This window comes from Rhizobium sp. YTUHZ044 (genome assembly GCF_051123975.1).
In the GTDB taxonomy this organism is placed as follows: domain Bacteria; phylum Pseudomonadota; class Alphaproteobacteria; order Rhizobiales; family Rhizobiaceae; genus Rhizobium.
The window spans coordinates 2,386,203-2,409,737 of sequence record NZ_CP101426.1 but is presented as its reverse complement, the minus strand read 5'-3'; the positions used below and the strand labels follow the sequence as shown (position 1 = coordinate 2,409,737).

The following is a 23,535-nucleotide window of genomic DNA, read 5'->3' as shown; positions in this document are numbered from 1 at the left end:
CGTCGGATCAGCCTTTGATGAAGGCGAGGATGTCGGGATTAATGATATCGGCATGGGTCGTGCACATGCCGTGCGGGAATTTCTCGTAGACCTTCAGCGTCGCATTCTGCAGAAGTTTCGACGAAAGCAACGCGGAGTCGGCGATCGGCACGATCTGGTCGTCGTCGCCATGCATGACGAGGGTCGGAACCGTGATGATCTTCAGGTCTTCGGTGAAGTCGGTTTCCGAGAAGGCCTTGATACCGTCGTAATGCGCCTTGGCGCCGCCGATCATGCCCTGGCGCCACCAATTGTTGATGACCGGTTCCGACACTTTCGCCCCCGGCCGATTGAAGCTGTAGAACGGGCCGGCGGGAAGGTCATGATAGAATTGGGCGCGGTTAGCAGCGAGCTGTCTGCGCAGGTCGTCGAAGACTTCGATCGGCAGGCCGCCGGGATTGGCATCGGTTTTTACCATGATCGGCGGAACGGCGCCGATAATGACGAGCTTGGCGACTCGGCCCTGTGGCTGGCCGTGGCGGGCGACATAGTGGGTCGCTTCGCCGCCGCCGGTGGAATGGCCGACATGGATGGTATTCCTGAGATCGAGATGATCGACGACGGCTGCGGCATCGGCAGCGTAATGATCCATATCGTGGCCGTCGGCCACCTGGGTGGAGCGGCCGTGGCCACGCCGATCATGGGCGATGACGCGGTAACCCTTGTCGAGGAAGAAGAGCATCTGCGCGTCCCAGTCGTCGGAGCACAGCGGCCAGCCGTGATGGAACATGATCGGCTGGGCGCTCTTCGGCCCCCAATCCTTGTAGAAAATCTCGACGCCGTCCTTCGTTGTAACTGTGCTCATCTCATGGCTCCTTGTGGTTGGATCTGACTAAACAGGCTGCTGCAGGCGGGATTGGCAGCGCCACGAGCGCCGTGACGCCAATGACAGGATAAGAAAGTCGCGCTGGGGGATGGAAGCGACAATATGATGATGTTCTTATTGAATGCCTCGTTTTACTCTATTGATATGACAGAAGTTTGCATGATCAGTTGCCAGAACCCTCAGAGCCCTGTTAACCGGTGACGGCGACGCAATAGGGCGGTCCTTACCCGACTGCTTTCGCGCCGCGACATTCTTTGATCACGGTAGCTCGGCAGCGCAGTATAGGCGGCCGAGCTAACGGGCAATGTCCGCAATGAGCCACGTTATTCCGGTTCGTTCAATCTATACGTTCGGGTAGGTGTGTTCCGCCCACCATTACCTTGTGCCGGATGAAGCGCGCTGACGCTCACTTGAACAGGGATCGACGCCCAACCATCTAATCCCTCACAACAACGTCATGGCGACGATCGCATCCGCGATTGCTTTGCCGGCGGCGGGAAGTCTGCCGCCTGAGGATCAACACATGGGTTACATGGATAAGGATATAGTGCCCCAGAAAGACGGGGCGCTGATCGATGCCTATTCGCAGTCGATCGCAGGAGCAGTCGACATGGTCGGCCCGGCGGTCAGCCGGATCGAGCGGGTGGGAGGCCGGCAGGGACATGGGTCGGGCTTTGCCGTATCGCCCGACGGACTGATCATTACCAACAGCCATGTCGTCGACGACGCCAAGGTGGTTCGCATCACGACGCCTGACGGATTCGTCACCGAAGGCCGGGTGCTCGGTCGGGATATCGATACCGATATCGCGCTTATTCGGGCCAATGCCAGCACCGGCGCCTGGGCGAGACTCGGCGATTCCCAGCGTCTGCGCAGGGGCCATATCGCGATCGCGATCGGCAATCCGCTGGGCTTCGAATGGACCGTCACTGCCGGTATCGTCTCGGCGCTCGGTCGGTCGATGCGGGCGGCCAGCGGCCGGCTGATGGAGGATGTCATTCAGACCGATGCCGCGCTCAATCCCGGCAATTCCGGCGGGCCGCTGGTGTCTTCCGGCGGCGAGGTTATCGGCGTCAATACCGCCGTCATCCAGGGTGCACAGAGCATCGCCTTTGCCGTCGCATCGAACACGGCCAATTTCGTGGTGTCGGAGCTTCTTCGCTATGGCCAGGTCAGGCGCGCCTTTATCGGCATAGCAGGCGACACGATCGTGCTGCCGCGACGGGTCGCACTCGCGGCGGGTATGGTTCAAACGACATCCGTCCGCGTCCGCAGGGTCGAACCGGAGGGGCCGGCGGCAAAGGGCGGGCTGCAAGAGGGCGATTACATCCTCGCCATCGACAGCAGCCCGGTCGGCGGCGTCGACGATATCGTCAGGTTGATGGATGGCAGCAGGATCGGCAGGGAGACGGAGATTTTGGTTTTCTCGGTAGCCGGCCGGATTGAGAAGAAGACATTGCTGCCAATGCCGCGGTCATGATGACTGTTGCCACGGAACGTTGCCGGCAGCCGCAGCTTACCAAATGAGCGCGCGACCGCGACTGGCTCGTTGAGAAGGCGCGCTCCAGGCGCCAGCCATGACTTGCCGGTGAAAGAGAGACACCGTTCCGTCACGTCAGGCGCTGACCGCCTCCGTCTCCATGCCGGAAAAGTCCACTGCCGCGAAAGCCGCCGCCAAGACCTCCGGTCCGGCACCGCTTTTTGCCGCGTCGGTAGAGAGGATCTGGCGGTAGCGCCGTGCCCCGGGCAGGCCGGTGAAGAGGCCGACCATGTGGCGGGCCACCTGCTGCAGCCGGCCGCCGCCGGCGATATGGCGCTCGGCATAAGCCATCATCCGGTCGCACAGCGCCTGCCAGTCGGGCTCGGCCGCCGGCGCGCCGAAGAAGCGCCGGTCGACGTCGGCGAGGATCGTCGCGTTCTGGTAGGCCGCCCGGCCGAGCATGACGCCGTCGACATGGGCGAGATGCTCGGCGGCCTCGTCGAGCGTGCGGATGCCGCCGTTGATGCCGATGAACACATCGGGCCAGCGCTGTTTCATCCGGTAGACGATCTCGTAGTCGAGCGGCGGGATCTCGCGATTCTCCTTAGGACTCAGGCCCTTCAGCCAGGCCTTGCGGGCATGGATCCAGATCGCGTCGGCGCCGGCATCGAGAACGCGCGTGATGAGTTCCGGCAGCGCCTCTTCCGGCGCCTGCTCGTCGACGCCGATCCGGCATTTCACCGTCACCGGCGCGGTGGCGACCGCCTTCATCGCCGCGACGCATTCGGCCACCGTCTCCGGCGTCAGCATCAGGCAGGCGCCGAAGGTGCCCGATTGCACGCGGTCGGACGGGCAGCCGACATTGAGGTTGATCTCGTCATAGCGATAGGGTTCGGCGATTTTCACCGCCTCGGCGAGTTTGAGCGGATCCGAGCCGCCAAGCTGCAGCGCCAGCGGATGCTCGGCGGCGTCATGGCCGAGCAACCGCTCGCGCGGACCATGGATGATGGCGTCGGCCACCACCATCTCGGTATAGAGCAGCGCCTGCCGGCTGATCTGGCGGTGGAAATAACGGCAATGCCGATCCGTCCAGTCGATCATCGGGGCGACCGCAAAAATCGGCCTCTTCTCAGTCATCGACGATCCATTGTTCCTTGTAGCCGCGGCGCCTCAATGTTGGCGCCCTGCATCGCCGCTCGGGCGAGATCATCATTAAGGGCGCATATAGCACCTGGCCTTGCGATCGACAAATCCAAGCGTGGCAAACAAAAACGGCGCCCTTTTCAGAGCGCCGTTCCTGCCGCCGAAGCGATGATCTAGCTTACGAAGCCGAGATGTTAACAGCCTTCGGGCCTTTGCCCATGCGGTCCGGCTCGGTGTCGAAGGTGACCTGCTGGCCTTCGCGCAGCGACTGGATGCCAGAAGCCTGCAGCGCAGAGATGTGGACGAAAACGTCCTTTGCGCCGCCGTCCGGCGTGATGAAACCAAAACCCTTGTCCTGGTTGAAGAATTTTACGGTGCCTTTGGTGGCCATTGGGATAGTCCTTTTCCCTTAGTCTGTCTAGTATCCGCGCCCCCGAGAGGAAGCGGACGGCTTTAGCTTTCGCCCCGATCGATTGGGACGAAGGGTCAGTCGGAGAAGTCACGTACGGGGAAAGAACGTCTACGCAGGCGGGTATTCCCGCGCCCCTTCCGTAACGGAAGAGTACCACATCAGTCCAGTCACCGGCATGCAAATGCCCGAGTAGGTGGATTGGTGCCATCATTTCGGTCAAAATGCAAGCGCCATTATTGTGGCATGTCCTTTCTCGTGACAGGAAATGCCGAAGATTCAGTTACTTGACGAAAAGTTAGCAGATCCTTGCACGCCTGTGCCATATCGGGATTTCGTCCCGAAACGGGATGAGGGTCGCTTCGGTGGCCGGCTATGGATTTTGCGGAGCGGCGGTCGGAGCGGCAGGCCTCAGGTGAAGAGGATCGCAGAGCCTGCCTCCGGTGTTCTTGGCGCCGTCTTTGCTCCGGCCCTCATCCTGACGTGCGTAGCCCGCAGGGCGAAGCCTCGAAGGACGGGGGCGGCCACCGGCGCCATTGCGTTCGATTCAGCATAGGGGCTTTGTGGAATACAGGTAAGGAGTTGCACGTCCGCCCTCGTGGTTCGAGACGGCCCTCACCATGAGGGCTCTCTTTTGACGCCTGCGGTTTTACTGCGCATCCCCCAGCAATGCGCTCAGGCTCCAGGGATTGTCGCCCTGCTGATCGGCGATGTCATCGACCTTCCAGCCGCCATGCTCGCGCACCAGGCTGTAGAAAAGCGTTACCTCCTTGCCGTTGTCGAACTGCACCTCCACCTCGGCCTTGTCGTCCAACGGGATCGGCTGCCCGATCCTGACATTGCTTGCCTCGCCATCCTGGCCTGCAATGACGGGATCGAAATCGACCGCGCCGACATCGCCCTCGGGCGTGTTGTCGAGATCGGCTTGGAGAAGTCTGTTCAGATGGTCGGAAAAGAAGATCGAATAGGGCGAGGGCGCCTCGGCGTCGCTCCTGTCGGTGTCGTAGCTGTAAAGCGCCTTGAGCAGCGCCTTCGGCGTCTTGTAGGTCTCCGCCAAGGCGGGCAGGGCCGCGAACGCCGAGATGGCGAGGGCGAGGATGACGGTTGGCAGACGCATGCAGGCTCTCCTCCGATGAGCAGAGAATCATAGCCGAAACGAGCGTTGAGGTGGAGCGGCATTTTCTGAGATGCCGCGACGTGACAGCCGGCCTTGCAGACCGAAGGAGGGCGGCATGTCAGGCCAGCTTGATGAGGCCTGCCTCTGTCGGCCTGAATTCGCAGTTGCGATAGAAGGAGGCGAGGTGCGGTTCGAAATCGACGTGCAGCCATTCGGCGCCTCGCTCGCGGGCAATCGTTGTCGCTTCTCTGACCAGCCGCGTCGCAATGCCTTGCCGGCGCATGCCCGGGTGAACGCAGGTATCAAGGATAAAGGCATGAATGCCGCCATCCCAGGCGACATTGACGAAGCCGACGAGCCTGTCATCGTGATAGGCGCCAATGTGAGCGAGGCTGCGAGGCAGGATGCGGGAGAAGTCAGGTGCTTCCGGCATGTTCCAGGCTGCGGACCAGAGGCTGGTGAGTTCGGCGGGCGGGGGAAAAGGGTCGATGCGCAGGTCTGGCATGGCTGCTCCCGTTCGCTCATGGCTTCAGTTGCCGGGGCTGTTATCCGACAATTTCGCCCGCTTCGCAACCGATCTGCCGGACGCGAAGCGTATTCCAGCAGCGCACAACTGACGCTTTGTTGACCGGATACTGTTACGGAACATAATAAGAACATCTGAGATCTTTCCCGACCGAGCTGATGACGATGTGGAAGATCGGCCGATGCCCCGGCTCGCCGAGGAATGACGGGCTCGAGATCATCGAGGAAGTCGAGGACGATCCGGAGCCGACGTTGATCTAGGGCAAGTCAGGCAAAGGCCGTGGCGGTTTTGCGTCCGGAATTGCTTTGATTTCACCGGCTCGGGCGGGAGCCATTCACGAAACCATGCGGCAAGACACGAGGAGAAGGGCAACGCATGCCAGACGATGCCGGAACGCTGTTACGGTCATTCCTCAACAATGCCCTTCGCAGGCAGACGCAGCGCCGGATCCGGGATTTCGGCGGCTATGAGATCGGCAAGCGCCGGCAGCCTGGTGTCATCGATGCGATCGCAGACGAGGTAGCCGAATTCCTCTGCACCTATCTCGATATCAAGGCGAACGGCCGACCGGCGACCAGGGAAGGCGTGGTCTTCGCCATCGCCCTGGCACTGGGCAATGTGCCCGATGATCTCGCCTACAGGCTGACATCCCGCGACGACGATGGGTGGAGAACCGTCTGCGAGTCCGTCGCTGTTTTCCTGGAAGGCTGCATGACGTTCGGCCAGAAGCACTATGACGGCTCTCTGACGGCGCGATCGAATTATAACGGCTGGAAGGACTGGGAGGTGATCGTCAGCGGCGAGAGACCGAGGGGCAAATGGCGCCACGCCTGGAAGGAAAAGCCGGGCGACGATTTCATCGGCTTTGACGGCGAAACCTGCATGGGGCGGATCTTCAAGATCGATTTCACCGGCTCCGACGAGCGCTGGTACTGGCTGATATCAGCCGACGGCAGCCCGCGCCACGGCTGGCCGGCTGCGGGGTACGAGGCGAGCGCCAGGAGTGCGGCCTGCCGGGTAGAGCGGATTTATTTTGCCTTGGCGAAGGGAGAGGAGAGGGTTGTTTATGGGTGAGGGGGGACTGCGTGTGTGTACGGCGTTCTGATGCTCAGAATGGTTGATAGTTTTGATCGCTCCCTGTAGCAGGCTAGCGCTGCTGGGGACCCAGACAAGACTCCTATACAACGATAAGCTCAATTTTTCATGGCTTGTTCGGAGTCCTACTAGAAATATGCTTCCTTTTACCGCCCCGGCCGCCCGGTCTTCCCCTTCGTCCGCCCCTTGCGCTTCTGCTCGCCGGGCTCCTCATAGCTCCCGGCGCCAACCCGGCCGCGCACCACCGGCCTGACACCGTCGTCGCGCTCCGGCTGGCCTTCCAGCAGCGGCGAGAAGCGCTTCGTGCCCTTGGCGGCGTCGGGCTTGTCAGGCACGTGGCGGGTTACCGGCTTTTCCGTGCGGCCGACGGTCATTTCGTCGAGGGTGTTGCGGCGGAAGAGGCTCTTGCCATCGCCGGCGGGGGTGGCGACGTGGCGGCCCATTTCGTCGAGGTCGGGCTTGCGGAACAGCGGGGTGGCCGTGTCGGTGCCGGGGCCCATGTCGTCGAGCGTGGGTTTGGAGAAGTAGGAGGGTGTGGCCCCCTCATCCGTCCTGCCGGGCACCTTCTCCCCGGTGGGGAGAAGGGACTCGCGGTTGGCTTTTCCGTTCCTTTTGCCGCCTTCCTGGTTGCGGGCTTCTTCCCTCGCCATCGGGTCGTCCATCGCGGCGAGTTCCACGGCCTTGAGGCGTTTGATTTCGTCGCGGAGCCGGGCGGCTTTTTCGAAGTCGAGGTCGGCGGCGGCGTCGCGCATGCTCTTTTCGAGCGCGTTGAGATGGGCCTGGAGGTTGTTGCCGACGAGGTTGCCGCCGTCGGCGAAGCCCTTGCCCGAGACGCCCGAGATGTCGGCGCGGACATGGTCGCGTTCGTAGACGCTGTCGAGGATGTCGGAGATCTTCGCCTTGACCGATTCCGGCGTGATGCCGTTTTCGAGGTTATAGGCCATCTGCTTTTCGCGGCGGCGGGCGGTTTCATCCATGGCGCGCTGCATGGAGCCGGTGACGTTGTCGGCATAGAGGATGACCTTGCCGTCGACGTTACGCGCCGCACGACCAATGGTCTGAATCAGCGAGGTCTCGGAGCGCAGGAAGCCTTCCTTGTCGGCGTCGAGGATGGCGACGAAGCCGCATTCGGGGATGTCGAGGCCTTCGCGCAAAAGGTTGATGCCGACCAGCACGTCGAAAGCGCCGAGGCGGAGATCGCGGATGATCTCGATACGCTCCAGCGTGTCGATGTCGGAGTGCATGTAGCGCACGCGCACGCCCTGCTCATGCAGATATTCTGTGAGGTCCTCGGCCATGCGCTTGGTCAGCACGGTGCACAGGGTGCGGTAGCCCTTGGCCGCGGTTTCGCGGATTTCGCCGAGCACGTCGTCGACCTGGGTGCGCGCCGAGCGGACCTCGACCGGCGGATCGATCAGGCCTGTGGGGCGGATGACCTGTTCGGCGAAGACGCCGCCGGACTGTTCCATCTCCCAGGCGCCGGGGGTGGCCGAAACGGCGATCGTGTCGGGGCGCATGGCGTCCCATTCCTCGAAGCGCAGCGGCCGGTTGTCCATGCAGGAGGGCAGGCGGAAGCCGTATTCGGCCAGCGTCGCCTTGCGGCGGAAGTCGCCGCGATACATGCCGCCGATCTGCGGCACGGTGACATGGCTTTCGTCGATGAAGACGATGGCATTGTCGGGGATGTATTCGAACAGCGTCGGCGGTGGATCGCCGGGATCGCGACCGGTGAGGTAGCGCGAATAGTTCTCGATGCCCTGGCAGGAGCCGGTGGCTTCCAGCATCTCGATATCGTAGCGGGTGCGCTGCTCCAGGCGCTGCGCCTCCAGCAGGCGCCCGGCCTTCTCGAGCTCGGCGAGGCGCAGCCGCAGTTCCTCCTTTATCGCCTTGATGGCGCCGTTCAGCGTCGGGCGCGGCGTGACATAGTGCGAATTGGCGTAGATCTTCACCGATTTCAGGTCGCCGGTCTTCTGGCCGGTCAGCGGGTCGAACTCGGTGATGGCGTCGATCTCGTCGCCGAACATGCTTATGCGCCAGGCCGCGTCTTCCAAGTGGGCGGGGAAGATCTCAATGGTGTCACCGCGCACGCGAAAACTGCCGCGGGTGAAATCCATGTCGCGACGCTTGTATTGCTGGGCGACGAGATCGGCCAGCAGCTGGCGCTGGTCCAGCCGATCGCCGACATTCATCTGGAAGGTCATCGCGGTATAGGTCTCGACCGAACCAATACCATAAATGCAGGAGACCGAGGCGACAATGATGCAGTCGTCGCGTTCGAGCAGCGAGCGCGTCGCCGAGTGGCGCATGCGATCGATCTGCTCGTTGATCGAGCTTTCCTTCTCGATATAGGTGTCGGAGCGCGGCACATAGGCTTCCGGCTGGTAATAATCGTAGTAGGAAACGAAATATTCCACCGCATTGTCGGGGAAGAAGTTCTTGAACTCGGAATAGAGCTGGGCGGCCAGCGTCTTGTTCGGCGCCAGGATGACAGCCGGGCGCTGTGTCTCCTCGATCACCTTGGCCATGGTGAAGGTCTTGCCCGAGCCGGTGACGCCGAGCAGCACCTGGCTACGCTCGCCGCTCTGCAGGCCTTCGACGAGATCGCGGATTGCCGTCGGCTGGTCGCCGGCCGGCTTGTATTCGGAGTCCATGCGGATGGTGATGCCGCCCTCGGATTTGTCCGGGCGGGCAGGGCGGTGCGGCGTCCAGATCTTGCCGTTCTTGTGCAGCGGATTGCCGCTCTCGATCAGCTTAGACAGCGCCTCGACAGTGGCGGTGACGCCGCCAGGCGAGATGCTGCCGGCATCCTCGAGCGAAATGTCGAGACCCGCCACCGGGTTCAGGCCGGCGGCGGCGCGGGTCTTCGGATCGGAGGAACCACCGATCGAGACGCCGCGCGCAGTCTTGCTCACCGTCGCGTTCTTGTTGACGCTGACGGCTTCCGAATGCTTGCGCGCCTCATTCTCCACCTTCTTGCGGTGCTTGCCGGCTTTCGAGGCGATTTCGCGCTGGCTTTCGACGCCGGACGCTTCGGCGTCCGCCTCCAGCTGTTTCACCCAATCGGCGACGGAGCCGGAGAGAGGGGCTCCCTCGAAGGACGACTGCGGGGCTTCCTCGAAGCCATTCGGGGCGGCGGATTTCTTCGGAGATTTGGCCATGGCGCGAATATGGAGAGAGTCAGCGCGAAAGGGAAGAGGCAAAGAGTACAAAAGGGAAACGAATGAATCGTTCGGATTGGCTCAACAATCCCCCGGCTTGTGGCTGACCGCGGGAGCACCCGCCTCGTCCTTCGAGGCCCCGGAGGGGCGCCGTAGGATGGGCTCTCTTGGGCGGGGCACCGTTGCCATCCTCTCGCCCGCACTGGAACCGGTATCGGCCCTCGGCAGTTAGTTCCCTGTCAATTCAGCTGCAGGTGCGACTGCCATTAGCGACCATTCCGCCTTCTGGAAAAAACCGATCTCGATCGAACTTGATACCGGCGAACGGCTGGTTCTCCGCTCACCGCAGGATGCGCTTTACACACTCGTCTCCGACTGGCCCGTCAATGGCGGCGTCCATCAGCAGAGGGCGATCGATTTCTGCCGCGCCTGGCTTGCCGGCCGCATGCCGGCGGAAACGGTGCGGCAGGCTTTCATCCTTGCGGCGCTGGAGGCTGGCGTGGCGATCAATGATGACGATGGGAATGGGACCACGAGTTCCGTTTCAAACCCACCTGTATAAATAGAGCGATGCAATCAAATTTACACGGTGCGCGATCAACGCGCAGCGTCAAATACTGTTTTTTTGTGTATTGCAAATATTATTCCCGCGATGGTTGTATGAATGCGCAGGGTTTATCACGATCCGATTCTTTGGAGATTCACCTGAATGAGAATAAAAGTCCTTGCTTGCGCTGCCCTGCTGATGTTGGCCGGCTGCAACGCCCCCGTATCGCAATCCGTTGCGGATTCCCAACGTGCTCCCTCCAGTGACGTCCGGCAGAACTTCATCAATATTGTATTCAAGAGGAGTTATAGACACGAAGCGGGCGAAGTGGTTTGGGCGCGGATTTCCAGTGTGGTGCTGCTTGAGCCCGAGAAAAAGATCTATGCCTACTGTGTGCGGGTCGTGCCCAAGCGCAGCTGGGGCGACTGGGCCTACCTCGGCGTCTCCTTCACGGATGGCCAAATCCTCGGCGCAACTGCGAATGACTATCGTTGCAAGGATAAGCGGCTTCACTACCACCCGTTTCCTGAGCTGACCGGCATGAAGACCTGACAGAGGGCAAAGGGCTTCGGACGGGTCATTGCCGTCTGCAGCCATGACCCCATCAACTTTGATACAGAGAATTCAAATGAAAATGAGAATACTTGCGAGCGCGGCTCTGCTGGCGCTGACCGGCTGCCAAACCGCTCTGCCTCAATCCGTTGCGGACTCGCAGCGTCCACCCTCCAGTGCCGTTCGACACGAGAATGTTGACGCTCTCCGCGGCGTCATAGAACCGGGAAACTTTCTGCGGGCTGAGATTTCCAGCGTCGTTCCGCTAAAACCTCAAGAGCAGACCTGCGCCTACTGTACGCGGACCACGGAGCGTAGCAATCCAGATTGGTCTTACATCGGGTTTACTTTAAAACATAACATGATCGTGGGCGTGAAAAAAAACGAACTTCGTTGCCACGATAGGCGGCTGCGGTACTATGATTTTCCGGAACTGCGGAAAATGAAGTACTGAGGAGGAGCCGGGGCATCTGCCAGCCTCGCCGGTCCCTTCCGGAATCCTCGGAACCAGAGATCCCTTACGCCAGCGCCCATCGAGGAAGGTCGTCGAACGTGTCGAACCCATCGAATGGTCGAGGGGCGGGTAGGAGATGAGCTCCAGGCGCGAGCCGCACGCTAACGGCCGTGCGGCGGCGGCCGTCCCTTTTCAACGCACAGGGCGCGCGGCAGCCCATCGTGCGGCAACTGAATGCATGCCTGACAAATAAAAGTTCTGTGGTTGAAGGGGGTGTCCCCTCCCGCGATGCGCGCAGCAATGTTACAGCTGATGCGGGAATTGGGGATTCTTCATGAGAAAAATTTTCATTGCATTCGCGGCTGCCGCGGCGCTGGCCGGCTGCGCCAAGCGTCCTGACGCCATCGTTCAGGTCGATATTCCGATGGCGGCCTATACGAACCTCAGTTGCGGGGCGCTCGCCGCGGAATTGAGGAAAGAGAAGGCGAAGCTCGACGACCTGTCGAAGCAGCAGATCAGCGCGGCGAATGGCGATGCTTTCGGTGTCTTCCTCGTCGGCGTTCCGATCGGCAGTGTCGCTGGCGGAGACAAGGAAGGCGAAATTGCAGCATCCAAAGGCAAGGTCTCGGCTATACAGTCCGCCGGCATGAGCAAGGGCTGCAAGCTGCCCGGCTGATAGTGGTTCGTCAGGACCACTAAGAAGGCAGGCACCGGTTTACTGTCGGTGATACTTGGAAGCGGACTGCGCATCCCGCAATGCGCTCAGCGGATAGGCCGTGCCACGAAGGCAACACCTAACCCGCGAGGGCCATCCTCACACCTTGCTCAAGCGAAGACGGCCTCCCTGGAAGCATCTGCTGTCGACGCCCTGCAGTACCATACGAGCGCGACAGCCGATCCAATGGGAACTAATAGTCCAAGAAGCTGCCACCACCCGCTTCGGTTGATGTGTCGTGAAGGCGTCGGGCGGCCATGGCGATCGACGGAAGAAACTTGACCGGCGACGAGATCCGGCTGCAGCTGCCATGTTGGCGGCGGGATGATGCTTTGAGAAGACCGCAATCGCCGTCGCTCAACGCTTGACCAGAACGCGTGCCTGCACGGGCTGCTCGATGCCCTTCAGCGCCAGCATGCGCGTTTCGGCGTCTGCCGCGAGTTCGGGCGCCTTCGCGGCCGTTTCGGCCGAGATCAGGATCTCGCCGGCTGCCGCCTGGGATTCGAGCCTTGCGGCCTGGTTGACGACGCCGCCGATCGCAGTGAAATCGCTGCGGAAGCTCGAGAATTCGCCGATCTGGACCTCGCCGGAATGGATGCCGACGCCGACGCCCAAGGTGCGGCCGGACAGGGCGTTGAGTGCCAGCCCGCTCAACGCCGCGGCGCAGTTGCGCTGGATCTCCTGGGCGGCGCTGATCGCGGCGCTGGCGTGATCCTTGCGGATGATCGGGAAATTGAAGATCGCCATCAGGCCGTCGCCCATTTGCTTGTTGACGATGCCGTCATGCGCCCAGATCGCCTGGGCGCAGCGATCCTGGAACAGGCTGACGATTTCGCTCAAGCGCACTGCCTCTATACGCTCGGAAAGATCGGTAAAGCCCCTGATATCGGCAAACAGGATGGTGGCGTCAACGGTGATCTGGCGCTGCTTCTTCACATATTGGAAGGAGCGCTCGCAAATCGTGCAGATATCGGGATTCATCTTGCTGCGGGTAATGCCGAAGGCGCGAAAGGGAAGCGCGAGCGGGCCGCCGATCGGGATCGGCATATGCATCTGATCCCAGCAGCCCCGGCAGATCCTGGCGCTGCCATGCCGTGCCTGCTCCGTGAAGGTGGTTTCTGTCGTCATGTCACGTGATCCAATGGCCTTGGTGAAGCTTCCGTCAACATGTGGGTTTTGGCAACTGTTGTGTTGGTTGAGGAGGTATCGTCGGCCGCGGGCGGAGCCATTGCGTTGGCCTACGGACCAACTGCGTTGGCCGTGGGATAACAGACACAGTTGTTACTCCCACTGTTCGATGCCCGATGCGAAACTATCTGCGACCAATCGCGATGCACCGGCTCTCGGACAGGAGGCGCGGGAACTCGCCCCAAAGAGGAGATTGAAGCGATGACTGCAACAGTTCAGAATGGAAAGGGCGGACAGGCCATGCGGAGGCCGCCCGTCGTGTCGCAGGAGGACTGGGAGGCGGCTCACAGGCTGCTTCTCGTGAAGGAAAAGGCGCATACGCGTGCCCGTGACGCGCTTGCCGCCGAGCGGCGGCGCATGCCGTGGATGGCCGTCGAAAAGCAATATGCTTTCGAAGGACCGCGGGGCAGGATCAGCCTGCTTGACCTGTTCGAGGGCCGGCACCAGCTCATCGTCTACCGCGCCTTTTACGAGCCCGGCGTCTTCGGCTGGCCCGAGCATGCCTGCCGCGGCTGCTCGATGGTGGCCGATCAGGTCGCCCATGTCGCTCATCTCAACGCCCGCGACACGACGCTGGTCTTCGCCTCGCGCGCGCCGCAGGCCGACATAGAGCGCCTGAAGGAACGGATGGGCTGGACGGTGCCGTGGGTGACGATCACCGACGACTTCGACAAGGATTTCGGCGTCGACGAGTGGCACGGCACCAATGTCTTCTACCGTGACGGCGAGCGCATCTTCCGCACCTATTTCGTCAACAATCGCGGCGACGAGCAGATGGGCGGCACCTGGAATTATCTCGACATCACGCCGCTCGGGCGCCAGGAAGTCTGGGAGGATTCGCCTGCGGGCTATCCACAGACCCCGACCTACAAATGGTGGAACTGGCACGACAGTTACGTTGCCGACGCCGAGCCAGACAAGAAATGGGTTGAAGTGTCAGATGCCGGCGAGGCGGCGTTCAGGGAGGAAGCAGCAAAGGCGAAATCATAGGCCGGAGCCTCGAAGGGCAAGGGCGGGTGGATGACACCGATGGAGGTCGTCCCAGGCCAATTGGAAAACCCCAGTTGCCTTGCCGGGCACCGACCATGCATAGTGGGAGGTGACTTGGAGGGGCCGATGACCAGATTGCATGCGCTTGTTCTAATGGTGCTTCTCGCGCCCGCCGCGGCGCATGCCGAACGCCGCTGCGGCTGGCTGGACAATCCCTCGATGGCCAAATGGTTGCTCATGGACGCCGGCGGCGGCTGGACCATCATGGACAATGGCAGCGGCTACAAGGCGGCCGAGGGAATGGACAAGATCCCCGACCTGACGGCCGGCGAATTTGTCTACACCTATGCCGCGCATGGTTATGCCTGCGCCTGCATGGATGTTGACACGGACGGTGAGGAGGGGATCACCCGTATTCACTCCGTGCGGCAATTGCCGCTCTCGCGATGCCGCAACGACGCCGCGATCCGCGGGTTCCTCGATAAGGATCAGTGATCCCGGCTGCCGGTGCCGGCGTCGGACTTCCGAAAAACATAGGAAGCAAATGTTCGCTATTGTACCGGGGCGGGTGCGGCAGAAACTTTGGCGTCTCCGCTTCGTTGGAGGTCGGCTCAGAGGAGAAGACGGTGCCGCCCTTTACGCAACCGCACCCGACTCCAGGCAATTTCCGGTTTCCCGGTGAACAGCGGCAGGGCGACCCGATGATGGGAAAGATCAATGCCGCGCTTGCCGACAAGGGTTTTCTCGTTACCAGCACCGACGAACTCATCACCTGGGCGCGCACCGGCTCACTGATGTGGATGACCTTCGGTCTTGCCTGCGGCGCCATCGAGATGATGCAGATGTCCATGCCGCGCTACGATATCGAGCGCTTCGGCGTCGCCCCGCGCGCAAGCCCAAGGCAGTCGGACCTGATGATCGTGGCAGGTACGCTGTGCAACAAGATGGCGCCGGCGCTGCGCAAGGTTTATGACCAGATGCCGGAACCGCGCTATGTCATCTCCATGGGCTCCTGCGCCAATGGCGGCGGCTATTACCATTATTCCTACTCCGTCGTGCGCGGCTGCGACCGGGTGGTGCCGGTCGACATCTATGTTCCCGGCTGCCCGCCGACGGCCGAAGCGTTGCTCTACGGCATCCTGCTCCTGCAGCGGAAGATCCGGCGCAACGGCAGCACCGAGCGGTAGCTCGCGATGGCCTTACGGGATTGCTTACCATTTTCCGCACGCCCATCCTTCGCTGCGGAAACTTTCGAGCGGGAGTTGCGTTAGGACGGTGACCGGGGATGTATCCACCGGCGAGCCTGCCATGGGAGGAGGATGATCCATGAAAGTCATGATCGTTGAAGACGAGGGTTTTATTGCCCTGGAACTCGAACGTATCGCGCAGGATGCCGGGCACCAGACGGTCGGGCCGGTTTCGACCATTGAGCAGGCTCTCGCTTATGCTCCGAAAAGCGATCTCGCACTCGTCGATCTCAGTCTCGCCGACGGGGTCAGCGGCGCGCAGCTCGCACGCCGGCTGATCGACCGCTACGGCGTCGACGTTATCTTCGTGACCGGCAGTCCGGAAAGCGTCGGAAACGGCATTGAGGGCGCGCTCGATGTGATCGCCAAACCTTTCACCGACGAGAGGATCACCGGCGCACTGGCGAGGGCGCAGGCGTTGCGCAGAGACTACGAAGGCAGAAACGCTGTTTTCTGAGTGAGCAAAGTTGTATTCTTCCGTTACCATTATCACCGGGAGGCCAGGATGAAGCACGCGCTCTTTGTCGTTTTCTTCGCCCTTACCGCGTGCGCCAGCACCGCCGGCGGACCGCAGCCTCTTCCGGATAGTCTCACCTATGGCGGAAAACTCGTGCGTTCACCTTATCGTCCGGGAACGGTGGTCCAGCACACTTTTCTCGGCGCCTTCGGCTACCGCGTCTTCGAGACCTATGTCGTTCAGCCGGACGGAACGCTCAAGCTGACCTCGCAGACGACCGGGCCGGATTTCCTCTGGCGGTAAAACAGGCAGCATTTTCACCGAGGCCAGGGCTTATTGCGATATGATCGCCGGCGCATTCAATGCGCCATAGCCGACGTTGAGCCGATCGATTGCCAATCGGACGAATGCCTTGACCAGCGGCGACAGGTGCTGACTGCTGGGATAGACGACATGCAGGCCGCCGGCTGGGGTCGTGTAGCCGTCGAGGACGCGTTGCAAACGGCCGTCGGCAATACAGGCTGCGGCGGCGCCGTGCGGCAGTTGCGCGATGCCGTAGCCGGCGATCGCGGCGGCCATGACCGCCTGCATCTCGTTGGCGGCGAAGCGTCCCGATACCGCTACGGTTTCCCGAATGTCCGCGCCCTCCAGCACCCAGTGCGCATTGGCCGCCGACGGACCGGCGATGACGCAATCGTGGCTGGCGAGGTCCGCCGGCCGATCCGGTGCGCCGCAGCGCGCGAGATAGTCGGGGCTGGCACAGAGAATCCGGTAGGTCGAGCCGAGCTTGCGGGCGATCAGCGTCGAATCCTCCATAATGCCGGTGCGGAAGGCGAGGTCGATGCCGTTCTCGATGAGGTTGAGCCGGTCGTCGGACAGGTGCAACTCCACCCTGGTTTTCGGGTAAGTCGCCAGGAAATCGAACATGGTGGCGGAGAGGAAATGACCGCTGAAGCCGACGGGCGCGGAGATCCGGATCGTGCCGGCGGGCTCGGTCCGCGCCTCGGCCAGCCGAAGGTTCGCCTGCTCGAGGGTGCGAAGCGCCTCACTGCTCTCCTCGTAATAGAGGCGTCCCGCATCCGTCAGCCTGAGGCTGCGGGTGGTCCGCTGCAGGAGCCGTACACCGAACTCGCGCTCGAGCGCGGCGATACGACGGCTGACCGTCGTCTTTGGCATGGCAAGCAGGCGGGCGGCGGCGGTGAAGCTGCCGGCCTCGACCACGCGGGCGAAGACGACGATATCGTTGAGATCGAGCATTGTATTCACCAGTGGCACGATGTTTCTCATTCTTAGGCTATTATGGTTCAATGCGGCAAGCCTTACCTCTGGCTCATCGCCAACCACAAGGAGCAGAGACATGAGCAAGGAAAGAAGTGTACTGGTAACGGGCGCGACCGGACAGCAGGGCGGCGCGGTCGCACGCGCATTGCTGGCGCGGGGCCACCGCGTCAGGGCGATCTGCCGGAATCCGGAGAGCGACAGCGCCAGCCGCCTGGCCGCGGCGGGAGTCGAAGTCGTCGCCGGTGATCTCGACGATGCCGGGTCGGTGACGCAGGCTGCGAGCGGCGTGAATACGATGTTCCTGATGGGCAATAGCTACGAGGCGGGGACGGATGCGGAAACCCGCCAGGGCATCACCGCCGCGAATGCGGCGAAGGCTGCCGGTATCGGGCACTTGATTTATTCCTCCGTCGCCGACGCCGATAGAAAGACCGGCATTCCGCATTTCGACAGCAAGTTTCTGGTCGAGCAGCATATTGCCGGGCTCGGCGTTCCCTACACGATCAGCGCGCCCGTCGCCTTCATGGAAAACACCGTGGCGCCCTGGGCTCTCGACGGGCTGCGCCAGGGCGTCTACGCCGCGGCCCTGCCGTCCGGGCGCGTGCTGCAGCAGATCTGCCTTGCCGATATCGGCGCCTTCGTCGCGGCCTTGGCCGAACGGCGCGAACGGGTGTTCGGCAGGCGTTTCGACATCGCCGGCGACGAATTGTCCGGCGAGGAGCAGGTGAAGATCCTATCGGAAGTGCTCGGCCGCCCGATCGGCTATCAGGAATTGCCGATTGCCGCGATGCGGCAGCAGAGCGAGGATGCGGCGCGGATGTACGAATGGTTCGATCGCACCGGCTACGACGCCGACATCGCCTTCCTTCGCCGCGATTTTCCTGATGTCGGCTGGCACCGTTATGCCGATTGGGCACGCGGGTTTGATTGGAGCGTTCTGGATAAAGCTGGCGGCTGACGCGCTCCACGGCGGTTGACGGGTGGCAGATCCTCGGCGCAGGGCCGAGGATGCGGGAGAAGGAGGTCCGGCGGACCGACAGCGATTATCCGCTTGCGGCCGCCGATGGCGCGTTCATAATCAGCCATCGTCCTTGGGGGAGGAGGCTTTCATGCCGTCGAGTTTTCATGTCGAAAGTGCGGATGGGTACGAGCGGCTGATGGGCCGCTGGAGCCGGAAGCTGGCGCCGATGCTCATCGATTTTGCCGGGCTGGCGGATGGCGATCGCGTGCTCGACGTCGGCTGCGGCACCGGCAGCCTGGCGTTTACGCTTGCGCAAACGCCAGGCCTGCGGGAGATCGCCGCCATCGATTATTCTCCTGTCTTCGTCGAGGCGGCGAAACGGGCCAATACCGATCCACGCATATCGATCCAACAGGCGGATGCCTGCTCCTTGCCTTTCGAGGACGGCTGTTTCGACAGGGCGATGTCGCTGCTGATGCTGCATTTCGTGCCGGAGGCCGGCAAGGCGGTGGCCGAGATGGCCCGCGTCGTCCGCCCCGGCGGCGTGGTCGCCGCCGCCGTCTGGGACCATTACGGCGGTATGTCGAATATGCGAATGCTGTGGGATACGGCCGTCATGCTCGACGAGGACGCGCTGCCGCTGCGCCGCCGATATTGTTTCCAGCCGATGATGCGGCCGGGGGAAATGAAACAGACCTTCATCGCGCAAGGCCTTTCCGATGTCGAAGAAACCTCGCTCCTGGTGCGGATGGATTATCTTTCCTTCGACGATTATTGGCAGCCGATCGCGGCCGGCGAAGGGCCGCTCGGCAGGTACGTTGCGGGGCTCGAGCCGGACAAGAAAAAGGCCGTCGACGCCGCCATTCGGGCCGCCTATGAGGCCGGCGAGCCGGATGGGCCGCGATCGTTTGCTTCGGTGGCGTGGGCGTGCCGGGGCAGGGTGGCTTGAGACGGTCGGGCGGATGCGTCTGTTACGATGAAGAGGCGCAAGGGCATGCGCCAGCGCTCAAGAGCCTCATCCGCAGGTGCCTCGAAGGACGAGGCGGGTGTTGCGGCGGCGAAAAGTTGCAAAAAGCAAGGTTGAGGCGCGTGCTTCGAGTTCCGCCCTCGGGCTGCACACCTCAGCACGAGGAAAGCTGGAGGATGCCGCCAAAGGCCCGAGAGAGCCTCATCGTGAGGGGCGTTGGCGGGAGCCGCGTTCGAAAGTGCTCGCTGAATGAAATGCCAGAGCCGTCGGCGGGTTGAAACTGAAGCCGGCTACGGCAGTACATCGGAGCATCCTTCATTTTCCGCGCATGAAACCTGAGCGTTTTCAGTAGATTACAAATCGTCCATGTCGTGATATCGCCGCATTTCCTACAGATTCCCGTCGCAATCGGCTGTCAGCCTGTCACCATCAAGTGATCAGGAGGTGATCGGGCATGAGCCTCTCTTTCCCGACGATGGCGGCGATCCGTTTCGGTTATGGTTTCCGGCCGGGCGAGGTGGCGCCGCAAAGCAAGGACGAGCTGATCGGGCAATTGTCCAAAGGCGCGGCGGCAACGCCGGATTTTCCGCTCGGCGGCCCCGATATGCGTCACCGGGCGATCCTCAGCCTGCAGGCGCAGCTGAAGCAGATCCGCGAAGATGCCAAGACGGTCACCGACGATCCGACGCGGCGCGAGATGCGCAAGGCTGTGCAGCGCCAGGCGCAGCAACAGTTCCAGCACGATGCAAACCTGCGGCTGATGCAGGCGGTGCTGTCGCCCTACGGCTTTTACGAGCGGCTTTCGACCTTCTGGACCGATCATTTCTCCACCAGCGCCAACAAGAGCCTGCCGATGCGCCTTATCGTGCCGCTCTACGAGGCCGAGGCAATCCGGCCGTTCATTTCGGGCAGGTTCGGCAATCTCCTGCGCAGCGCCACCGCTCATCCCGCCATGCTGATCTACCTCGACCAGGCGGATTCGCTCGGGCCGGATTCGGCGGGCGGCGTCAAGCGCAACAAGGGGCTGAACGAAAATCTCGGACGCGAACTCCTGGAACTGCACACGCTCGGGGCCGGCAGCGGCTATACCCAGGCGGATGTTACCGCCGCGGCCATGGTGCTGACGGGCCTCACCATCGACCGCAAGGAGATGGATATCGCCTTTCGGCCGACCATTTCGGAGCCCGGCACGCATGAGGTGCTCGGCGTCAGTTATGGCGGGCGCCGGCGCTCGCGCGAAGATTATCTCGACATGCTCAATGACCTCTCGGTCCATCCGAAGACGGCGGCGCATATCAGCCACAAGCTCGCGGTGCATTTCGTCTCCGACCAGCCAGACGAGGGGATGGTCTCTGACATGGCGGCGGCTTGGAGAAAGACAGATGGCGATCTCACCGCCGTCTACACCGCCATGCTCGACCATCCGGCCGCCTGGCAAAACGAGGGCGCCAAGGCGCGTCAGCCATTCGATTTTATCGTTGCCGGCCTGAGGGCGCTGAATGCGGGGCCGGTCAACGGCGTCGTCGGCAGCTTCCTGGCAGCCAATCAGCAGGGAACGGATGAGGGCGATATGGCTGCCAATACGCCCGGCATGGCGGGAGCGCCAGTGACGACGGACCCCGCCGGAGAGGCGAGGGACAAGCGGCTCAAGGCCTTTCGGGCGGCGCGGGCGTTGGGGCAGGGGGCGCTGAAGCGCATGGGCCAGCCGACCTGGCTGCCGCCGAGCCCTGCCGGTTTCGAGGAAGGCTTTTCCGCCTGGATCAGCGGCAGCCAGCTCGCCGAGCGCCTGGCCTGGGCAAGGCGGGCCGCGGCGCAGTTCGGCCGCGACGAGGATCCGCGCGAGTTCCTGAGATCGACGCTTGCCGATGCCGCCCGCGACGAGACGATCCGCGTGGTATCGCAGGCGCCGAACAAGATCAGCGGTTTGACGCTGGTGCTGGCATCGCCGGAATTCAACCGCCGATAGGAGGCTCCCAATGAACCGGATTTTGCTTTCCCGCCGCGGCTTTCTGACATCGGCCTGCTGTATTGCCGCCGCCCCCCTCTTCACGCCGGTCACCTTTGCGGCGATGCCGGGCGATAATCGTTTCGTCACCATCGTCCTGCGCGGCGCAATGGACGGACTCGACCTGGTGCAGCCTTACGGCGATGCCGGCTTTGCTGCGCTCAGGCCGACCCTGGCGCTGACGCCGGACAGCGGACTTCTCGATCTTGATGGGCATTTCGGCCTCAATCCCGCCGCCGCCGACCTGATGCCGCTCTGGAAGAGCCGAGAACTCGCCTTCGTCCATGCGGTGTCGACGCCCTATCGCGACCAGCGCAGCCATTTCGACGGGCAGGACATGCTTGAGTCTGGCGGCGAACATGTCGCCGAGGAAAAGACTGGCTGGCTGAACCGGGCGCTCGCCGTCATCCCGCGGTCGGATGCGCGCAAGGCGATCGACGTCAACACGTCGACGGAACTGATCCTCTCCGGGCCGAACAATGTCGACGTCTGGGCGTCGGATTCCAATCTGGCGCCGGCGCGTGACGAGATGCAGTTCCTGGCGCGGCTTTATGCCGGTGATCCGCCCTTCGCCCAGGCGCTTGCCGAGGCGACGCGAGCCGACAGCGCGGCGATGATGGTCGAGCCGGACGGCGAGCGCGGCGAGAAGATCGGCGACGTCGCGGCGCTCGCGGCCAACATGCTGAAGGGCGACTACCGCATCGCCAGCTTCTCGATCACCGGCTGGGACACCCATATCGGCCAGGCCGGCCAGTTCAAGCGGCCGGCCGGGGATCTCGCCCAGGCGATCAACACGCTGAAGGTGACGCTGGGCTCGGAGATCTGGTCAAAGACGGTGGTACTCGCCATGACCGAATTCGGGCGTACCGTCCGCCAGAACGGCTCCGCCGGCACCGACCACGGAACCGGCGGCTGCGCCGTACTTGCCGGCGGCGCGATCGACGGCGGCCGTATCCTCGGCCGCTGGCCCGGGCTCGGCGACGGGCTACTGCTCGACGACCGCGACCTGATGCCGACCGCCGACGTGCGCGAGGTGGCGGCGGCGATGCTTTACCGGCAGTTCGATGTCGGCGTGGATGATCTGACGGGGAAGATATTTCCCGGGCTGGGGTTTGATAGGGGGTCGCAGTTTTTGAAGGTGTGAGAGGTGGTTTCGCATAGCGGGATCGATCGGCCGGTGAACCAATTGCAGGGCCGGACGCTCTGAGGGAGGTGATGCGTCGGGCGGCCGCCTGCTCTTGCCTGTGCTTCGCCAAGGGAGCAAGCCGCTGCCCGGCCCTTCGCTTTAGGCTCAGGGCGTTCGTCGCTGCAATCGGTTCACTGGATCGATTGCTCGGGCCGCGCCCGATCGCTCCTCACCCCAACACATCGTAAAGTCTGAAGATGAAGCTCACCTGGTAGAGCAGGTTGGCGATGACGAAGATGGTGTGGAAGCGGCGGTTCGCGGTCCAGGCGGCGATGGCGCAGAGCAGGATGTAGACGATATTGCGGGCGGGATATTCCCAGCCGAGCGAGAGGATACGCTCCGGACCTTTGATCGCCGTATCGAGTATATCGACGGCGTAGATCAGGCCGAGGATGCCGAAGAACCATTTGCGCCGTGAAATGAAATATTCCTCGTAGCCGCCATATTCCTCGAGGCTCGCCGGGAAGAGCAGGGCGCAGAGCAGGAAGAACAGGCTGCAGAAGCAGACGAGGAAGAGATAGATGCCGAAGCCGATGGCGGGCACGGCCTGCAGGCGATATTCCCACCACCAGATATGGATGATGAAGAGGAACAGCGACAGCGCCCAGCCGAGGTGAATTGGATAAACCTTCGCCTTGGCCGGATGCTGGACGATGCCGGCAACGCCAGTGAGCAGCCTTGCAAGCGAAAGGCTGATGACCATGCCCATCACCACCTTGATATGAAGGAAGACTTCCGGCGAGCTGACCGTTTCCATCGTGTCGATCCCGGCCTGTCACTCCTCGGGGACTTGCTTGGGCTTGCCCTCTTCGTCGAGCGCCACCATGATGAAGGTGGCGGCGGTGACCTTTTCCATCTTGGCATAACGCGAGCGGTGCGCCCACGCTTCGACGATCAGCGTAATCGATGTGCGCCCGACGCGGTCGATATCGGTATAGACCGACAGCGTATCGCCGATCTTGACCGGCAGTTCGAAGGCCATCTCCTTGACGGCGGCGGTGACGACGCGGCCCTTGGCGCGCTCGGCGGCACGAATACCGGAGGCAAGGTCCATCTGCGCCATGACCCAGCCGCCGAAAATATCGCCGGCCGGATTGGCATCGCCCGGCATGGCGAGCGTGCGCAGCGTCAGTTCGCCTCTCGGCTTGGCGGCATCGGTCATGGAAGGTTCCCTCAGGCTGGGTGTTACGAT

The 23,535-nt window shown here is 62.5% G+C and carries 25 protein-coding genes and 1 pseudogene; 15 read left to right on the top strand and 11 right to left on the bottom strand.

The genetic code is table 11. The features are described 5' to 3' along the window. Positions 1–7: 7 nt before the first annotated feature. Positions 8–844: an alpha/beta fold hydrolase gene (locus tag NL154_RS12040; RefSeq protein WP_434732722.1), complete on the bottom strand. Its 837-nt coding sequence runs from the start codon at positions 842–844 to the stop codon at positions 8–10. 544 nt (positions 845–1,388) lie between these two features. On the opposite strand from NL154_RS12040, the gene NL154_RS12035 reads away from it, so the two are divergent. Further along, the gene (locus NL154_RS12035) at positions 1,389–2,345 is read left to right on the top strand and encodes a S1C family serine protease (RefSeq protein ID WP_221153497.1); all 957 of its coding nucleotides are present in this window, start codon (positions 1,389–1,391) and stop codon (positions 2,343–2,345) included. Between the two features lie 135 nt (positions 2,346–2,480). On the opposite strand, the gene dusA is transcribed toward NL154_RS12035, so the two are convergent. The 4 genes from dusA to NL154_RS12015 all read right to left on the bottom strand — a co-directional run bounded on the left by dusA (position 2,481) and on the right by NL154_RS12015 (position 5,519). Next, positions 2,481–3,482 carry a tRNA dihydrouridine(20/20a) synthase DusA gene (dusA, locus tag NL154_RS12030; RefSeq protein WP_210630916.1) on the bottom strand — a complete coding sequence of 334 codons (1,002 nt, stop codon included), beginning with the start codon at positions 3,480–3,482 and terminating at the stop codon, positions 2,481–2,483. A 184-nt stretch (positions 3,483–3,666) separates the two neighbouring features. Beyond that, positions 3,667–3,879: a cold-shock protein gene (locus NL154_RS12025; protein ID WP_003540801.1), complete on the bottom strand. Its 213-nt coding sequence runs from the start codon at positions 3,877–3,879 to the stop codon at positions 3,667–3,669. Positions 3,880–4,546: 667 nt separating this feature from the next. Then, a complete protein-coding gene (locus tag NL154_RS12020) occupies positions 4,547–5,014 on the bottom strand; it encodes a DUF3828 domain-containing protein (RefSeq protein WP_434732721.1) in 468 nt (155 codons plus the stop codon). Positions 5,015–5,132: 118 nt separating this feature from the next. Next, the gene (locus NL154_RS12015) at positions 5,133–5,519 is read right to left on the bottom strand and encodes a GNAT family N-acetyltransferase (protein WP_434732720.1); all 387 of its coding nucleotides are present in this window, start codon (positions 5,517–5,519) and stop codon (positions 5,133–5,135) included. Between the two features lie 396 nt (positions 5,520–5,915). Here NL154_RS12015 and NL154_RS12010 point away from each other — a divergent pair, with 396 nt between their 5' ends. Beyond that, a complete protein-coding gene (locus tag NL154_RS12010; protein ID WP_221153499.1) occupies positions 5,916–6,614 on the top strand; it encodes a hypothetical protein in 699 nt (232 codons plus the stop codon). A gap of 167 nt (positions 6,615–6,781) precedes the next feature. Here NL154_RS12010 and uvrB read toward each other — a convergent pair whose 3' ends face one another. Further along, entirely contained in the window at positions 6,782–9,793 is a 3,012-nt protein-coding gene (uvrB, locus tag NL154_RS12005; RefSeq protein ID WP_434732719.1) for an excinuclease ABC subunit UvrB, read from the bottom strand. Positions 9,794–10,058: 265 nt separating this feature from the next. Here uvrB and NL154_RS12000 point away from each other — a divergent pair, with 265 nt between their 5' ends. From NL154_RS12000 to NL154_RS11985, 4 genes are all read left to right on the top strand, one after another. Next, entirely contained in the window at positions 10,059–10,355 is a 297-nt protein-coding gene (locus NL154_RS12000) for a DUF982 domain-containing protein (protein ID WP_434734091.1), read from the top strand. A gap of 147 nt (positions 10,356–10,502) precedes the next feature. Then, on the top strand, positions 10,503–10,892 hold the full coding sequence (locus NL154_RS11995) for a hypothetical protein (protein ID WP_434732718.1): 390 nt from the start codon (positions 10,503–10,505) through the stop codon (positions 10,890–10,892). Between the two features lie 76 nt (positions 10,893–10,968). Then, complete coding sequence (locus NL154_RS11990; protein ID WP_434732717.1) at positions 10,969–11,346, top strand: hypothetical protein; 378 nt, start codon at positions 10,969–10,971, stop codon at positions 11,344–11,346. Positions 11,347–11,680: 334 nt separating this feature from the next. Beyond that, positions 11,681–12,022, top strand: a complete 342-nt coding sequence (locus tag NL154_RS11985) for a lipoprotein (RefSeq protein ID WP_210630922.1) — start codon at positions 11,681–11,683, stop codon at positions 12,020–12,022. A 149-nt stretch (positions 12,023–12,171) separates the two neighbouring features. Here the strand turns inward: NL154_RS11985 and NL154_RS11980 are convergent. Together NL154_RS11980 and NL154_RS11975 are read right to left on the bottom strand one after the other, a co-directional pair. Then, positions 12,172–12,362, bottom strand: a pseudogene (locus NL154_RS11980) (DUF805 domain-containing protein); the annotation flags it as partial. A gap of 56 nt (positions 12,363–12,418) precedes the next feature. Further along, positions 12,419–13,189, bottom strand: coding sequence for an adenylate/guanylate cyclase domain-containing protein (locus NL154_RS11975; protein ID WP_434732716.1), 771 nt, complete (start codon positions 13,187–13,189; stop codon positions 12,419–12,421). A 261-nt stretch (positions 13,190–13,450) separates the two neighbouring features. Between NL154_RS11975 and NL154_RS11970 the strand changes: the two genes are divergently transcribed. The 5 genes from NL154_RS11970 (at position 13,451) to NL154_RS11950 (ending at position 16,246) form a co-directional block, all read left to right on the top strand. After that, positions 13,451–14,239: a DUF899 domain-containing protein gene (locus tag NL154_RS11970; RefSeq protein ID WP_210630924.1), complete on the top strand. Its 789-nt coding sequence runs from the start codon at positions 13,451–13,453 to the stop codon at positions 14,237–14,239. A 126-nt stretch (positions 14,240–14,365) separates the two neighbouring features. After that, positions 14,366–14,734 (top strand): DUF4087 domain-containing protein, encoded by a 369-nt coding sequence (locus tag NL154_RS11965; RefSeq protein ID WP_210630925.1) that lies wholly within the window; start codon positions 14,366–14,368, stop codon positions 14,732–14,734. A 131-nt stretch (positions 14,735–14,865) separates the two neighbouring features. Then, on the top strand, positions 14,866–15,426 hold the full coding sequence (locus tag NL154_RS11960) for a NuoB/complex I 20 kDa subunit family protein (RefSeq protein WP_434732715.1): 561 nt from the start codon (positions 14,866–14,868) through the stop codon (positions 15,424–15,426). 139 nt (positions 15,427–15,565) lie between these two features. Next, positions 15,566–15,943 (top strand): response regulator, encoded by a 378-nt coding sequence (locus NL154_RS11955; protein WP_210630926.1) that lies wholly within the window; start codon positions 15,566–15,568, stop codon positions 15,941–15,943. 48 nt (positions 15,944–15,991) lie between these two features. Beyond that, the gene (locus NL154_RS11950; RefSeq protein WP_210630927.1) at positions 15,992–16,246 is read left to right on the top strand and encodes a hypothetical protein; all 255 of its coding nucleotides are present in this window, start codon (positions 15,992–15,994) and stop codon (positions 16,244–16,246) included. A gap of 30 nt (positions 16,247–16,276) precedes the next feature. Here NL154_RS11950 and NL154_RS11945 read toward each other — a convergent pair whose 3' ends face one another. Further along, entirely contained in the window at positions 16,277–17,200 is a 924-nt protein-coding gene (locus tag NL154_RS11945; protein WP_434734090.1) for a LysR substrate-binding domain-containing protein, read from the bottom strand. A gap of 100 nt (positions 17,201–17,300) precedes the next feature. Here NL154_RS11945 and NL154_RS11940 point away from each other — a divergent pair, with 100 nt between their 5' ends. From NL154_RS11940 to NL154_RS11925, 4 genes are all read left to right on the top strand, one after another. Next, positions 17,301–18,182: an NmrA/HSCARG family protein gene (locus tag NL154_RS11940; protein ID WP_434732714.1), complete on the top strand. Its 882-nt coding sequence runs from the start codon at positions 17,301–17,303 to the stop codon at positions 18,180–18,182. Between the two features lie 151 nt (positions 18,183–18,333). Continuing rightward, on the top strand, positions 18,334–19,134 hold the full coding sequence (locus NL154_RS11935) for a class I SAM-dependent methyltransferase (RefSeq protein ID WP_210630929.1): 801 nt from the start codon (positions 18,334–18,336) through the stop codon (positions 19,132–19,134). Between the two features lie 472 nt (positions 19,135–19,606). Further along, the gene (locus NL154_RS11930) at positions 19,607–21,118 is read left to right on the top strand and encodes a DUF1800 domain-containing protein (protein WP_434732713.1); all 1,512 of its coding nucleotides are present in this window, start codon (positions 19,607–19,609) and stop codon (positions 21,116–21,118) included. Between the two features lie 10 nt (positions 21,119–21,128). After that, a complete protein-coding gene (locus NL154_RS11925) occupies positions 21,129–22,301 on the top strand; it encodes a DUF1501 domain-containing protein (protein WP_210630931.1) in 1,173 nt (390 codons plus the stop codon). Positions 22,302–22,512: 211 nt separating this feature from the next. On the opposite strand, the gene NL154_RS11920 is transcribed toward NL154_RS11925, so the two are convergent. Then, positions 22,513–23,100, bottom strand: coding sequence for a hypothetical protein (locus NL154_RS11920; RefSeq protein ID WP_210630932.1), 588 nt, complete (start codon positions 23,098–23,100; stop codon positions 22,513–22,515). Between the two features lie 18 nt (positions 23,101–23,118). Continuing rightward, the gene (locus tag NL154_RS11915; protein ID WP_064803309.1) at positions 23,119–23,505 is read right to left on the bottom strand and encodes an acyl-CoA thioesterase; all 387 of its coding nucleotides are present in this window, start codon (positions 23,503–23,505) and stop codon (positions 23,119–23,121) included. Positions 23,506–23,535: the final 30 nt, after the last annotated feature.

What these genes read in the sequence shown, in the direction of transcription:
- NL154_RS12020 (WP_434732721.1), bottom strand. Translation starts at nt 5,014, where the DNA reads ATGCGTCTGCCAACCGTCATCCTCGCCCTCGCCATCTCGGCGTTCGCG.
- NL154_RS11990 (WP_434732717.1), top strand. Translation starts at nt 10,969, where the DNA reads ATGAAAATGAGAATACTTGCGAGCGCGGCTCTGCTGGCGCTGACCGGC.
- NL154_RS11935 (WP_210630929.1), top strand. Translation starts at nt 18,334, where the DNA reads ATGCCGTCGAGTTTTCATGTCGAAAGTGCGGATGGGTACGAGCGGCTG.
- NL154_RS11955 (WP_210630926.1), top strand. Translation starts at nt 15,566, where the DNA reads ATGAAAGTCATGATCGTTGAAGACGAGGGTTTTATTGCCCTGGAACTC.
- NL154_RS11995 (WP_434732718.1), top strand. Translation starts at nt 10,503, where the DNA reads ATGAGAATAAAAGTCCTTGCTTGCGCTGCCCTGCTGATGTTGGCCGGC.
- NL154_RS12015 (WP_434732720.1), bottom strand. Translation starts at nt 5,519, where the DNA reads ATGCCAGACCTGCGCATCGACCCTTTTCCCCCGCCCGCCGAACTCACC.
- dusA (WP_210630916.1), bottom strand. Translation starts at nt 3,482, where the DNA reads ATGACTGAGAAGAGGCCGATTTTTGCGGTCGCCCCGATGATCGACTGG.
- NL154_RS12035 (WP_221153497.1), top strand. Translation starts at nt 1,389, where the DNA reads ATGGGTTACATGGATAAGGATATAGTGCCCCAGAAAGACGGGGCGCTG.
- NL154_RS11930 (WP_434732713.1), top strand. Translation starts at nt 19,607, where the DNA reads ATGAGCCTCTCTTTCCCGACGATGGCGGCGATCCGTTTCGGTTATGGT.
- NL154_RS11925 (WP_210630931.1), top strand. Translation starts at nt 21,129, where the DNA reads ATGAACCGGATTTTGCTTTCCCGCCGCGGCTTTCTGACATCGGCCTGC.
- NL154_RS11915 (WP_064803309.1), bottom strand. Translation starts at nt 23,505, where the DNA reads ATGACCGATGCCGCCAAGCCGAGAGGCGAACTGACGCTGCGCACGCTC.
- NL154_RS11920 (WP_210630932.1), bottom strand. Translation starts at nt 23,100, where the DNA reads ATGGAAACGGTCAGCTCGCCGGAAGTCTTCCTTCATATCAAGGTGGTG.
- NL154_RS12025 (WP_003540801.1), bottom strand. Translation starts at nt 3,879, where the DNA reads ATGGCCACCAAAGGCACCGTAAAATTCTTCAACCAGGACAAGGGTTTT.
- NL154_RS12040 (WP_434732722.1), bottom strand. Translation starts at nt 844, where the DNA reads ATGAGCACAGTTACAACGAAGGACGGCGTCGAGATTTTCTACAAGGAT.
- NL154_RS11950 (WP_210630927.1), top strand. Translation starts at nt 15,992, where the DNA reads ATGAAGCACGCGCTCTTTGTCGTTTTCTTCGCCCTTACCGCGTGCGCC.
- NL154_RS11970 (WP_210630924.1), top strand. Translation starts at nt 13,451, where the DNA reads ATGACTGCAACAGTTCAGAATGGAAAGGGCGGACAGGCCATGCGGAGG.
- uvrB (WP_434732719.1), bottom strand. Translation starts at nt 9,793, where the DNA reads ATGGCCAAATCTCCGAAGAAATCCGCCGCCCCGAATGGCTTCGAGGAA.
- NL154_RS11945 (WP_434734090.1), bottom strand. Translation starts at nt 17,200, where the DNA reads ATGCTCGATCTCAACGATATCGTCGTCTTCGCCCGCGTGGTCGAGGCC.
- NL154_RS11985 (WP_210630922.1), top strand. Translation starts at nt 11,681, where the DNA reads ATGAGAAAAATTTTCATTGCATTCGCGGCTGCCGCGGCGCTGGCCGGC.
- NL154_RS11975 (WP_434732716.1), bottom strand. Translation starts at nt 13,189, where the DNA reads ATGACGACAGAAACCACCTTCACGGAGCAGGCACGGCATGGCAGCGCC.
- NL154_RS11965 (WP_210630925.1), top strand. Translation starts at nt 14,366, where the DNA reads ATGACCAGATTGCATGCGCTTGTTCTAATGGTGCTTCTCGCGCCCGCC.
- NL154_RS12010 (WP_221153499.1), top strand. Translation starts at nt 5,916, where the DNA reads ATGCCAGACGATGCCGGAACGCTGTTACGGTCATTCCTCAACAATGCC.
- NL154_RS11940 (WP_434732714.1), top strand. Translation starts at nt 17,301, where the DNA reads ATGAGCAAGGAAAGAAGTGTACTGGTAACGGGCGCGACCGGACAGCAG.